Annotated in this window: 11 protein-coding genes; 5 read left to right on the top strand and 6 right to left on the bottom strand. The window is 63.5% G+C overall.

Annotated features, from left to right (window positions below):
- The first annotated feature begins 175 nt into the window (after positions 1-175).
- The 3 genes from selD (at position 176) to cobB (ending at position 4,613) form a co-directional block, all read left to right on the top strand.
- On the top strand, positions 176-2,434 hold the full coding sequence (selD, locus tag LVD12_RS09630; RefSeq protein ID WP_237067502.1) for a selenide, water dikinase SelD: 2,259 nt from the start codon (positions 176-178) through the stop codon (positions 2,432-2,434).
- Positions 2,435-2,576: 142 nt separating this feature from the next.
- Positions 2,577-3,884: an NAD(P)/FAD-dependent oxidoreductase gene (locus tag LVD12_RS09635; RefSeq protein WP_237067503.1), complete on the top strand. Its 1,308-nt coding sequence runs from the start codon at positions 2,577-2,579 to the stop codon at positions 3,882-3,884.
- A gap of 24 nt (positions 3,885-3,908) precedes the next feature.
- Entirely contained in the window at positions 3,909-4,613 is a 705-nt protein-coding gene (cobB, locus tag LVD12_RS09640) for a Sir2 family NAD+-dependent deacetylase (protein ID WP_237067504.1), read from the top strand.
- 42 nt (positions 4,614-4,655) lie between these two features.
- On the opposite strand, the gene LVD12_RS09645 is transcribed toward cobB, so the two are convergent.
- Both LVD12_RS09645 and LVD12_RS09650 read right to left on the bottom strand, forming a co-directional pair.
- Positions 4,656-5,225, bottom strand: coding sequence for a SixA phosphatase family protein (locus tag LVD12_RS09645; protein ID WP_237067505.1), 570 nt, complete (start codon positions 5,223-5,225; stop codon positions 4,656-4,658).
- A gap of 243 nt (positions 5,226-5,468) precedes the next feature.
- Positions 5,469-5,939: a hypothetical protein gene (locus tag LVD12_RS09650; RefSeq protein ID WP_237067506.1), complete on the bottom strand. Its 471-nt coding sequence runs from the start codon at positions 5,937-5,939 to the stop codon at positions 5,469-5,471.
- 493 nt (positions 5,940-6,432) lie between these two features.
- Here LVD12_RS09650 and LVD12_RS09655 point away from each other — a divergent pair, with 493 nt between their 5' ends.
- Entirely contained in the window at positions 6,433-6,879 is a 447-nt protein-coding gene (locus LVD12_RS09655) for a CBS domain-containing protein (RefSeq protein WP_237067507.1), read from the top strand.
- Positions 6,880-6,886: 7 nt separating this feature from the next.
- On the opposite strand, the gene LVD12_RS09660 is transcribed toward LVD12_RS09655, so the two are convergent.
- The gene (locus tag LVD12_RS09660) at positions 6,887-8,830 is read right to left on the bottom strand and encodes an SLC13 family permease (RefSeq protein WP_237067508.1); all 1,944 of its coding nucleotides are present in this window, start codon (positions 8,828-8,830) and stop codon (positions 6,887-6,889) included.
- Between the two features lie 86 nt (positions 8,831-8,916).
- Here LVD12_RS09660 and mnmH point away from each other — a divergent pair, with 86 nt between their 5' ends.
- The gene (gene mnmH / locus LVD12_RS09665) at positions 8,917-10,011 is read left to right on the top strand and encodes a tRNA 2-selenouridine(34) synthase MnmH (protein WP_237067509.1); all 1,095 of its coding nucleotides are present in this window, start codon (positions 8,917-8,919) and stop codon (positions 10,009-10,011) included.
- Positions 10,012-10,029: 18 nt separating this feature from the next.
- On the opposite strand, the gene LVD12_RS09670 is transcribed toward mnmH, so the two are convergent.
- The 3 genes from LVD12_RS09670 to LVD12_RS09680 all read right to left on the bottom strand — a co-directional run bounded on the left by LVD12_RS09670 (position 10,030) and on the right by LVD12_RS09680 (position 11,953).
- Positions 10,030-10,959: an SDR family oxidoreductase gene (locus LVD12_RS09670; RefSeq protein ID WP_237067510.1), complete on the bottom strand. Its 930-nt coding sequence runs from the start codon at positions 10,957-10,959 to the stop codon at positions 10,030-10,032.
- Between the two features lie 17 nt (positions 10,960-10,976).
- The gene (locus LVD12_RS09675; RefSeq protein ID WP_237067511.1) at positions 10,977-11,348 is read right to left on the bottom strand and encodes a VOC family protein; all 372 of its coding nucleotides are present in this window, start codon (positions 11,346-11,348) and stop codon (positions 10,977-10,979) included.
- A 236-nt stretch (positions 11,349-11,584) separates the two neighbouring features.
- Positions 11,585-11,953, bottom strand: a complete 369-nt coding sequence (locus LVD12_RS09680; RefSeq protein WP_237067512.1) for a DUF2750 domain-containing protein — start codon at positions 11,951-11,953, stop codon at positions 11,585-11,587.
- Positions 11,954-12,020: the final 67 nt, after the last annotated feature.

Raw genomic sequence — 12,020 nt, forward strand, 5'->3', positions numbered from 1 at the left:
CGGATTCCGGCGCAACGTGATGACGTAGGAATCCGCCTGGCGGCGTGCAGGTGCATTTATGCCCCGTAAGTAAAGACCAGCACCGCTGACTTTAGGTATGCTCTCCCGCCTCAGTTCACCCCGCGGCGGCAGCGACGCCGCGAGAGACGGACGCAAAGGATCCGGCACGACAAGCATGCAGCAATACCCGAATTACCAGGATCTGGTTCTCGTCGGCGGCGGGCACGCCCACGCCATCGTCCTGCAGATGTGGGCCATGCGCCCCCTGCGCGGAGTGCGCCTTATCCTGGTATCACCGCAGTCCCAGACCGCCTACTCCGGCATGCTGCCGGGCATGGTGGCGGGCCATTACGATCGCGACGAGACCCATATCGACCTGGCGCGCCTGTGCCGTGCTGCCGGTGCGCGCTTCATTCGCGCCAGGGTGGAGGGAATCGATCCGGAGCTGCGCACCATTGCCATGCCTGACCGGCCGGAACTGGAGTTCGACCTGCTCTCGATCGATGTGGGATCGACACCGTCCACAGCAATCCCCGGGGCGGAACTGGCTCTGCCGATCAAGCCGGTGGAAAAGTTCTGGCCGCGCTGGCAGCAGCTGCGGCGAGAGATTGCCGCGACGGAAAAGCCGTTCGCCATCGGTATCGTCGGCGGCGGTGCCGGCGGCTGTGAACTGGCCATGGCGGTGGCCCATGGGCTGCGCGAACCGATCGGCACCGGTCGCGCTGCGGTGCACCTGGTGACCCGCGGTGAACAGGTGCCGGAACAGTTCCCGCCCATGGCACAGGCTGCGGTGGCAAAGGAGACGCAACGTCTCGGAATACAGGTGCACGGCAACTGGCCGGTGGCAGCCATTGAAGCGAACGGGGTACGCGCAAGTGACGGCCGTTTCCTGCCGCTGGACCAGGTCATGCTCTGTACCGGTGCCAGTGCGCCGGCGTGGTTCGCCGACACCGGCCTGGCCCTGGACGAGGCCGGCTTCATCCGCGTAGACGAATATCTGCGAGCGGCGAACCATGAATACATTTTTGCCGTCGGCGATGCGGCCAGCTTCAGTCACCGACCGCTGCCCAAGGCCGGTGTTTATGCCGTACGCCAGGGCCCGGCGCTGTTCCATAACCTGCGCGCTGCCCTCTGTGACCGGCCACTGAAACCGTTCCGGCCGCAGCGGGAATTCCTGCGCCTGCTGTCCTGCGGGGATCGCCGCGCAGTGGCGGTGCGCAACGGCGTCGCCATCGCCGGCGGTGCCCTGTGGCAGTGGAAGGACCGTATCGATCGCAAATTCATGGAGCGCTTCCGCGACCTGTCACTGCAGATGGAAGATCGGCGCGCGAGCGAGCGCGACGTCATCCGGGAACGGGACGGCCAGCATCTGGCGCCCATGCGCTGTAACGGCTGTGGCGCCAAGGTCGGCGCCGACGCATTGTCTCGGGCACTGGCAGCCCTGCCTGCCCAGCACTCCCCGCTGCTGCGCCGTGGCATTGGCGACGATGCGGCGGTCATGGAGGTGCCTGCCGGCCAGCTGCTGGTGCAGAGCACCGATCAGTTGCGGGCGCCGGTGGACGATCCGTGGCTGTTCGGCCGTATCTCGGCACTGCACGCCCTCTCGGACCTGTTCGCCATGCACGCCCGCCCGGCCTCCGCCCAGACCCTGGTCACCCTGCCACTGGCCGCCGAAGCCCTGACCCGACGCGACCTTCTGCAGTTGCTGGCCGGCGCTGTAACCGAACTCAACCGGCACGACTGCACCCTGGCCGGCGGCCACACCTCGGAGGGAGCGGAGCTGCAACTGGGGCTCGCCGTCAACGGTTTCGCCAGCGAGGCGCAGCTCGTGGCCAAGACCGGTGCGAAAGCGGGGGACTGCCTGATCCTGACCAAGCCACTCGGCATCGGCGCCATCCTTGCTGCCGAGGGACTGGGTCGGGCCCACCCCGGCTGGGTCGATGCCGCGCTCGACACCATGTTGCAGAGCAACGCGGCGGCCGCCGAAATCCTCGCGCAGCATGAGGCCCACACGCTGACCGATATCACCGGCTTCGGTTTCCTCGGCCACCTGCTCGAAACCCTGCAGAGCGACACACCCCTCGGTGCCAGCATCGATCCTGGGCAACTGCCGCTGCTGTCCGGTGCGGAAACCTGTGCCCGCGAGGGCTGGCTGTCCAGCTTGCAGCCGCAGAATGCCCGCGCCCTCGACCGGGTTGCCAACCGGGCTCCGTGGCAGGACGACCCCCGCTGGCAATTGCTGGTGGATCCCCAGACCTGTGGCGGCCTGCTCGGTGCGGTGCCAATGGAACAGGGTCCGGACTGCGTGCTCGCCCTGCAGCAGGCAGGCTATACGGAGGCGGCCATCGTGGGGACCGTCATGGAGTTGCCACCGGAATCGGCGGGCACGCCGGTGCGCCTCGACGGCAAAAAACCACAAAAAGAGACAGGTTGAATTGCCATCAGGCGCCACAGTGGAGATACTGGCGCCGAAACGCCACGATAAAAAACCGTCGATAAGCGGTAGCGGCGTTATCCTCTGAAGGTCTTCACAGAGCGGGGAGTCGAGTTTCCAGAAATCGACAGGAAGACCTCCTATGAAAAATATCGTCATCGTTGGCGGCGGCGCCGGCGGCCTGCAGCTCGCCACACGACTCGGACACTACTTCAGTTACACGCGGGTATTGCACCGGCGGCGCAAAGATCCGGAGGTGCGGATCACGCTGGTGGATCGCAACCGCACCCATATCTGGAAACCGCTCCTCCACCAGGTAGCCACCGGTTCGCTGGACTCCGGGCTCGACGCCCTCAACTACCAGGTACACGCGCGCAAAAACGGTTTTCGCTTCGAGCTGGGCAGCCTGCAGACATTGGACCGCTCTCGGCAGGTCATCGAACTGGCGCCGGTCGAGGACGCCGACGGCCGCCAGCTGGTGCCGGCGCGGGAGCTGGCCTATGACTACCTGGTGCTTTCACTCGGCAGCCAGAGCAACGACTTCCACACCCCCGGCGTGCGCGAACACTGTGTCTTTCTCGACAGTACCCAGCAGGCACAGCGCTTTCACCAGCAACTGCTGGACCGCTTCCTGCAGCTGGAAACCCACACCGCAGAAACCATCGAGGTGGCGATCGTCGGCGGAGGCGCCACCGGAGTGGAGCTGGCCGCCGAGCTGGTGGAAGCGACACAGCAGATGGGGCGCTACGGACACATTCCCAGGCAGGCCCTCAAGGTCACGCTGATCGAGGCGGGAGCACACCTGTTGCCGGCACTGCCGCCGCGGCTCGGCAACAATGCCGAGCGTGAACTTACCCGCATGGGCGTGCGCGTGCTGACCGGCTGTGCGGTGGCAGAGGCCAGCGAGGACGGCTTCATTACCGCCACTGGCGAGAAGATTCGCGCCTCCATTCGCCTGTGGGCGGCGGGTGTCAAGGCACCGGATTTCCTCACCCGGCTGGATGGGCTGGAGACCAACCGCATCAACCAGATCCAGGTCAACGCCGAGTTGCAATCGGTGACCGACGAGCGGATTTTTGCCATCGGCGACTGTGCCGGTTGTGTGGATATCGCCGAGCAGCGGGTGCCACCGCGGGCACAGGCGGCTCAGCAGATGGCCGGCGTGGCCGAGCACAACCTGATCGCACAGATCGAGGGTCGAGGCATGAAACCGTTTTGCTATCGCGACCGCGGTTCTCTGGTCTCACTGAGCAAGCACACCGCCGTCGGTAACCTCATGGGCGCGCTGGTCAAGGGCAGCCTGACGGTGGAAGGTCGCCTGGCCGGTGTGGCCTACCGCTCCCTGTACCGGATGCACCTGGCGGCGGTGCACGGCTGGCCCAAGGCCATGCTGATCTACCTGGTCGGGCAGGCGAACCGCTTCGTAAAGCCGCGCATGAAATTGCACTGAAGCGGGAAAGAAGGGAGGACAGGCGTGGATTACCAGCGAATCGTCGTACTCACCGGCGCCGGCATTTCTGCCGAATCCGGCATCCGCACCTTTCGCGGCGCCGACGGCCTGTGGGAAAACCATCGCCTCGAGGATGTGGCCACACCGGAGGCCTTCGAGCGGGACCCGCAGCTGGTGCAGCGCTTCTACAACGCCCGTCGCCAGCAGCTGCTCGCGGCGGACATCACTCCCAACGCGGCCCATCGGGCGCTGGCGGAACTGGAGGCGCAGTTTCCCGGCGAGTTCCTGCTGGTCACGCAGAATATCGACGACCTGCACGAGCGGGCCGGCAGCCGCAACCTGATCCATATGCACGGGGAATTGCTGAAAGCCCGCTGTCGCATCAGCGGGGAGCTTTTTCCCACCAGTGGTGACCTGACCACCACCATGCGCTGCGAATGCTGCGGCCAAACGGGCAACCTGCGCCCCCATGTGGTCTGGTTCGGGGAGATGCCACTGGAAATGGAGCGGATATACGATGCCCTGAGCGAGTGCGACCTCTTCATCAGCATCGGCACCTCGGGCAATGTGTACCCGGCAGCGGGCTTCGTGGAGTGGGCCAATTCCGCCGGCGCCCACACCGTCGAACTCAACCTGGAACGCAGCAGTGTGGGCGATGCCTTCGCCGAACACCACCAGGGGCGGGCTTCCAGGGTCGTGGTGGATTACGTGCGCCAGCTGCTGGATTGAGCTCTGACGGCGGCTCAACGGCTCGGCGGCTCATCGGACTGATCAATAGGCGCGTTCGCACGGCTCGCAGTCACCATAGCGCTGCAACAGCGTCACCGTCTCATCGCCATGCAACACCAGCACATAGAGGCGGTCGTACTCGTGCGACTCGCGGATCTCGCTGCCCGGCTCGCCGCCCAGCAGTGCCACCAGCTGCGGCGTGGTATTGCTGTGGCCCACCACCAGTACCCTGGTGGGGCCGTTGCGCAGCCTGCCGGCAAATCCCTCGAGGTCGCGTGGATCATAGAGCGTGACCGGCAACCCCGACTGCTGCGCCAGAGGCGTCGCGGTCTGGCGCGTGCGCCGGTAGTCGGTGCTGTAAACCCGCTCTATGTTGGCATCGCGCAATAGCCGGGCGAGGGCCACCGCACGCTCTTTGCCGGCTGCCGTCAACGCCGGATCGCGCTCCGCGGGATCATCCGTCCGTTTCTCAGCGTGCCGGACCAGATACACCACCCGGGTGCCACTGCTCTCCCCTGCGGATATCCCGACATCCGCCTGGCCGTGGGCAAGATGCAGGGGAAATAACCCTGGCAGGGAGACCGAAACCAGTAATCCGAGAATTTTCAGCATGGCGGGCACGTTTTATTGTTTTTCAATCCAGTAGGATAAGCGGACCAGGTGATTGACTCCATTACCCGGTTTCAATCATCAGATGTGGGAGGAATAAAAACAATCCAGCGGCAGCAGCCAGGAATCGAATAAAAAGCGAATATCCGGGCATAGCTACCGCTTTAACCGCAGTTGCGGGATTCCCGCGGCCCGGACCAATCCGGCACCGCGGGTTTGGGCAGGAAATCGTATTTCAGGGCGAAATCAGATTTTCCATTCCTTGACCGTCTCCAGGCCGTGCTCCTCGATCCACTGATTCAGCTGCTTGGGGTTGCGCTTTTTCTTCTCGATGGTGGCACCGGTATACGGGTTGCGGTAGTGGCCGGTCTCCAGTTTCGGCTCGCTGCTCTTGGCAGTGGCACGACGGGTGCGGCGTGGGGTCTCACCCTGCCGCTTCAGGGAGCGCGCAACCCGGGCCTTCAGGGTCTTCACGAAGTCAGGGGCATCCTCGTCGCTCAGCTGGCTCACCAGCCACTCGACGATACGCTCACCGCGGGCCACGTAAAGCTCTTCCTCTTCCATCTGGTGTTCGGCAGCGATATTCACCAGTGCCTTGTCGAAAGCGATGACGCCTTCTTTCTTACGCTCGGCGCGGGCCATTTGCTCCTGCAGCTCCTCGATCTTTGCCTGGTGCTCGGCAATCTGCTGCTCGATCTTGTCGTAATCCTGAAACATCTAAACAGACCTCAGTCAGTGTTGCTGTAATAAAAAATAATGTTGTGGCGGCTCGGGGCATTACAACGCCCAAACCGTAATCCGATCAGTCATTCAATATGCTTATTACCGCTAATGGCGTATCCCGGGTCAGTAATATGTGCACGCCAGTTAACGGGGCGGTTATATCTGCAATAACCTGAATTCGCAGTTGCCTGCGTTGGTATACAAAGCTTCCTCAGCGCATGTCCGGCTCTTAGACGCCAATGGCCTGCCACAGGGCGCTTTCGACGCACGCATGGACCGCCGGCAGGAGGGGCGGCAAATGATAAGTATTTGCCAGCAAATATCAAGCCTGCTGCGGCAAAAGGATTTGGAAGTAATACCGCTTATATCCCCGTATCGGTTAACCGCGAACCATACGCCAGCCATTAGGGCCCCGGTTGGAGTCTTTCCGGGGGTGGCCTAAGCTATACGGGCCTCCGCATTCCCACTAATGGCTTCCAGACACGCTATGAGCAAGATTCACGATATCCACCAGATGCCAACCTTGGCCACGGTGATGACGCCTTTTCCCTACCATATCGATATCAATGCGACAGTGGAGGATGCGCTGGAATTGATGGAAGAGCACCAGGTCCACCACCTGCCCGTAACACGGGACGGGGATCTGGAGACGGTGATATCCCGCGGGGATATCGAGCGCGCCAATTCACCGGGGCACCGGCTGGAGGAGCAACAGCTCTATGTCCACGACCTCTGTGCCCGCCGACCGTATATCGCCGATATCCATGACCCGCTGGACAAAATCCTGCTGGCCATGGCCGACACCGGCATCGGTTCCGTGCTGGTCATGCGCGAGGGCGAGCTGGCGGGAATCGTGACCATCACCGATGTCCTGCGCTTCTGCGGGCGCTTCCTGGCTGAAGTTGCACAGCCGGTGGATGACTCCATCGCCTGACCCCCATTCATAGCGGCCAGACCCACAGCAGCAGCGGCACGCTGACGATCACCACCATGATCTCCAGCGGCAACCCCATGCGCCAGTAATCGCCGAAATGGAAACCGCCCGGACCCAGGATCAGGGTATTGTTCTGGTGGCCTACCGGGGTGAGGAAGGCGCAGGAAGCTCCGATGGCCACCGCCATCAGGAAACTGTCGGGGTTCACCCCCAGCTGCGCCGCCGCACTGAGGGCAATGGAACACATGACGGCGGCAGTAGCGGCGTTGTTCATGAAATCCGATAACGTCATGGTTACCACCAGCAGGATGACCAGCGCGATCACCGGGTCGCCCTGGGCTATGGTGCCCAGCATCCAGCGGGCGATCAGGTCGGCTGCCCCGGTGCGCTCCATCACTTCGGCCACGGCAATCAGAGCCCCCAGCAGCACGATCACCGAACCATCGATGGACTCGTAAACGTTGCGCAGTGACAACACCTTGAGGGCCATATAGGCCAGCACACAGGTGGCAAAGGAGATGGCAGCGGGCAGGAGGCCGAAGGCGGCACCCGCAACCGCCAGCGCCATGGCCAGCAGGGCAACCGCAGCTTTCTCCTTGTTCGGAATGGTGATATCCCGCTGCGCCAGGGGTACACAGCCTTTCTCGTAGGCAAAGGTATTGAGGTTGTCGTCGGTGCCCATCATCAACAGGGCGTCACCGGCCATCAGCGGGGTGGAGCGCAGCCTGCGCACGGAGCGCCGCCCCTGGCGCGACAGGGCCAGCAGGTTGATTTCGTAGTGGGCTGGCAGACGCAGGAACTGGATCGTCCGGCCGACCAGGGTCGAGTCGGGCATGACGACCAGCTCGCGCAGCTGGAGGTCTTCGCCGCGCTCCTTTTCCCGTTCTTTTTCCCGCTCCTTTTCCCGTCCCTCCCCTCTGTCATCCCGGCCCTTGCCGCTTTCCCTGTCGTCTTTGCCACTGCCATCGCCCGCCTCATCGCCCTTGCGTCGATCGCGCTTTTCCCGGCCCCGGGCCCGCTCGGCGGCAGGCTTGCCCTCTTTTTCCTCCTTCTCTTCCTCGGTGGACTCGCCCTCCAGCTTCAGGCCCAGCTGGCTGATCGCCGCCGTGAGGGATTCCGGCTCCGCTTCGATTACCAGGATATCGCCGACGCGCACCCGGTGGCGGGGCCTGGCCGGGGAGACACGACCATCATCGCGCACTACCCCCACTACCTGGGCATCCTCATCCTCCAGCATCCGGGCGATTTCCCAGATAGTCTTCTCGGCGACCGCACTCTTCTCCGGCACCTGGGCTTCAGTGAGGTAGGTCCCCGTATCAAAGGTGGCCGCACCCGCCTGGGTGCGCTCGGGCACCAGCCGCCAGCCGATCAGGCACACAAACAGGATGCCAACGACGGCGACGCCGAGACCGACCGGGGTGAAATCAAACATGCCGTAGCTACCGACGCCGGCACTGGCGCGAAAGCCGGAGACGATCAGGTTTGGCGGGGTGCCGATGAGGGTGGTCATACCGCCGAGAATGGTGCCGAACGACAGCGGCATCAGCACCTTGCCCGGCGGCAGGTTATGCTTTTCCGCCACCCCCGAGGCCACCGGCATCAACAGTGCCATGGCACCAACGTTGTTCATAAAGCCGGACAGCAGAGCGCCGACACCGGTCAGCGCGGCTAGGGCGAGGGTGACGCTGCCGGTCTTGGGGATCATGCGCTGGGCGAACACGTCCATGGCGCCGGTGCTCTGCAGGCCACGACTCAGGATCAGCACACAGGCCACGGTGACGACTGCCGGGTGGCCAAAGCCGTCGAAGGCGCGCTCAGGGGGAATCAGCCCGACGAACACGCAGGCGAGCAGGGAAGCGAGCGCCACCATATCGTGTCGCCAGGATCCCCAGATAAACAGGACCACGGTGACCGCGAGAATGGAAAGGATTGTGATCTGGTCCAGCGTCATGCGGAGTTATTTTCCGGCGGCGTCAAACGGTCGGAGAGATCCATCTATTCAGGTTACACTGCGCCCCGACGTTATGGAGACTTGATTTGCGCCAGAACATTTCCCCCGATCAGTACCGACAGCTGTTTCTCAACGACACGCCGTTAATGGATGTGCGCGCCCCGGTGGAGTTCGCCAAGGGCGCCTTTCCCGCGGCCACCAACCTGCCGCTGCTGGATGACCGCCAGCGGGAGCTGATCGGCACCAGGTACAAGCACGCCGGCCAGGAAGCGGCGATCGAGCTGGGGTGGGAGCTGGCTACCGACGAGGTCCGCCAACAGCGAATCAGTGCCTGGCGCGAATTTACCGAGCAGCATCCCGAGGGCTGCCTCTACTGCTTTCGCGGCGGTCTGCGCTCCCGCACCACCCAGCAACTCATGCGGCAAGCCGGCATCGATTACCCTCTGGTGGAGGGCGGCTACAAGGCTCTGCGCAATTTCCTGCTCGGGGCACTGGATGAGGGCTGTGAGAGACTCCCCCTGGTGGTGATCGCCGGCCATACCGGCAGCGGCAAGACCGAGCTGATCCAGCGCGCCACCCGGGCCATCGACCTGGAGGGGATCGCCCGGCACCGCGGTTCCAGCTTCGGCCGCACCGGTCGCCCGCAGCCGGCGCAGATCGACTTCGAGAACCGCATCGCCGTGGACATGATCAAACTTGAACAGGCTTCCGGCCGGGTGTTTGTCGAGGACGAGAGCCGCCTGATCGGCCGCTGCGCCCTACCCCCCAACCTGCAACAGGCCATGCAGGCCGCGCCGCGGGTAGTGGTAGAGGAACCGGTGGAGGCCCGCGCCCGGCGGATCGTGCGTGACTATGTCAACGAGGCGCTGCCGCGCTTCGAGGATGGCGAATGCAGTCCCGCGGAAGCCCTGGGGGAATCCCTGCGCGACAGCCTGTCCCGGCTGCAGAAACGCCTGGGCGGACTCCGCCACCGGCAGCTGGACGAGCAATTGCAGGCCGCCAACGCAGAGCTCGCCCGAAACGGCAGCGCCGACGCCTATATCCCGGTCGTGATGGCGCTCCTCACTGAATATTACGACGGTATGTACGACTACCTGATGGCGAAGCGGGAGAGCGCGGTATTGTTCCGGGGCTCACTGGATGAGGTTGGGGAGTGGGTACAACAGCAGTCCGGAAACTGAATCCGCGCTGCCTGACACTCAGGATTTGAGCGCCAGGCGGCGCAGCCGGAAGCGCCGTGACAGGATCCAGTCCCGGAAGCCACGGGGCAGCCAGCGTGCCATCCACGGCAGCAGGCGACTGCGGTTTCCTACCCGCAACACAGCCGGCGGACGCTTGCGTAACAGTTCCTTCACCACCTTGCGCGCCAGGGTACTGGCCAGGGTGGCATTCTGCTGTGATTCCAGTGCCCGCGCCTGAACCACCTCTTCCTGGCGCTTGTACCAGGAATCGGGGGCCAGCAACCCCCGCAGGGAAACCTGTGCATGGCGACCGAACTCCGAGGCAATGGCACCGGGTTGCACGGTCATGACGCGAATACCAAAGGGTTTCAGCTCCAGCCGCAGGACATCGGAGAGGGCATGCAGCGCTGCCTTGGAGGCGCAGTAGGCGCCGGAAAACGGGGTCGGCATTACACCCGATACGGAGCCGATATTGCACACCACGCCGCGCTTGGCGGAGCGCATGAGCGGAGCACAGGCCCGGATCAGTGCCATGGGTGCGAACACATTGGTGCGGAACTGTTCCTCGAATACCCGGGTATCCAGCTCCAGCAGCGGCCCCATCTGACCGTAACCGGCGTTGTTGATCAGGATATCGAGGCGGCCGTAGGCGGCCTTGAGGGCGTGCACCACCCGGTTGATATCTGCCTGGGAGGTGACGTCGAGGGCTTCGGTGGCGATGCCCAGGTCTGCCAGCTCCTGCAGGCTCTCCGGGCGCCGGGCGGTGGCAATGACGATGGTGCCGCGGCGGTGCAGCGCCAGCGCCAGCTCGCGGCCAATGCCGCTGGAGCAGCCGGTAATCAGCGCCACCCGATCCGGCACCACATAACCACGACCAATCTGCGCCAGGCTCTCGGCGGCGAAGGCATGATCTGAGGGGCGGAACCTGGAAGCCGGTGGCTTGCTCACGGGACTGTTCTCCTGGACTACTCGATACAGAAATGGGGGTTCTGGATCAGGCCGAAAATATTGCCATCGGGATCGAGAAATGCACTCATCAACACACCGCCGCCCACATCCGTGATCTCGCTGTGCTGGCGGGCGCCGAGGGCATTGACCCTCTCCACCTGGGCGGCGATGTCATCGACGCCCCAGTAGGCGACAACCCCATCGGCGCGGCTGGTGGCACTGCGGGCATCCGGGTTCAGCCCCAGCTCAAAACCACCCACATTGAAACCCACGTAGGTTTCCGAATTGAAATAGGGTTCGGTTTCCAGCAGACGCTGATACCAGTCCCTGGCCTCCGCCAGGTTACTGACGCCGTAGATCACGCTGCGCAGCCCGAGTAAGTGTCCCATCCCTAGGTTCCTCACGGATCGTTGTCATCTTTTTTTCGTCGTGTCGCTGTGGCGACCTTTTAGCTCTTCAGCTCAGTGCTTCCATGGGCACTCTGCTCACATCCCCCCGGCGCCATTCCACCCACCGGAGCTGATGCGACACTTCACGGGCTCGCGATCCTTCAGCAAAGCCGCCAATTCTCCGGCAACCCCAGCCCGAATACTGTGACGGGATGAGAAAACCCACCCGGGGAAATTTATTGCAGCTCCTGCTCCAGCTGCTCGAGCAGATCCAGGGGCTCCAGCTCGACACCCTCAAGCTCGGCGTTCCAGTTGATGCCGACCAGCAGTACATCTTCGTGCATCCCGGTCAGCCAGTCGTCCATGAATTCCTCCAGGTCGATCGCCACCACCGCGTAGCCCTGCCACTCACCATCGGCATGCTGTTCGGCGAACTCCCGCTGCGACCAGAACGGCATGACGTCGGTCTGTGGGTATTTCTCCGATGCGCACAGGGCAAACCCCTCATCGCCTTCCAGCGCCCAGACGCAACCCTGTGCAGCACTCTCGGGCAGGAAGCGGGCGCAGTTCTCCTCGAAATCATCGCTCAGGGGTTCGGTTTGCATGGTGAGACGGCCTCAGGAATTTCAAAGAAGTTTACGCCAGTTTCCCGGCCGCACCAAAAACCTGCCC

It is taken from the genome of Microbulbifer guangxiensis (assembly GCF_021729075.1).
GTDB classification, from domain to species: domain Bacteria; phylum Pseudomonadota; class Gammaproteobacteria; order Pseudomonadales; family Cellvibrionaceae; genus Microbulbifer; species Microbulbifer guangxiensis.

Excerpts from the sequence above, each read along its gene's own strand:
- selD (WP_237067502.1), top strand. The coding sequence starts at position 176 with ATGCAGCAATACCCGAATTACCAGGATCTGGTTCTCGTCGGCGGCGGG.
- LVD12_RS09680 (WP_237067512.1), bottom strand. The coding sequence starts at position 11,953 with ATGCAAACCGAACCCCTGAGCGATGATTTCGAGGAGAACTGCGCCCGC.
- LVD12_RS09635 (WP_237067503.1), top strand. The coding sequence starts at position 2,577 with ATGAAAAATATCGTCATCGTTGGCGGCGGCGCCGGCGGCCTGCAGCTC.
- LVD12_RS09645 (WP_237067505.1), bottom strand. The coding sequence starts at position 5,225 with ATGCTGAAAATTCTCGGATTACTGGTTTCGGTCTCCCTGCCAGGGTTA.
- LVD12_RS09650 (WP_237067506.1), bottom strand. The coding sequence starts at position 5,939 with ATGTTTCAGGATTACGACAAGATCGAGCAGCAGATTGCCGAGCACCAG.
- LVD12_RS09660 (WP_237067508.1), bottom strand. The coding sequence starts at position 8,830 with ATGACGCTGGACCAGATCACAATCCTTTCCATTCTCGCGGTCACCGTG.
- LVD12_RS09675 (WP_237067511.1), bottom strand. The coding sequence starts at position 11,348 with ATGGGACACTTACTCGGGCTGCGCAGCGTGATCTACGGCGTCAGTAAC.
- LVD12_RS09655 (WP_237067507.1), top strand. The coding sequence starts at position 6,433 with ATGAGCAAGATTCACGATATCCACCAGATGCCAACCTTGGCCACGGTG.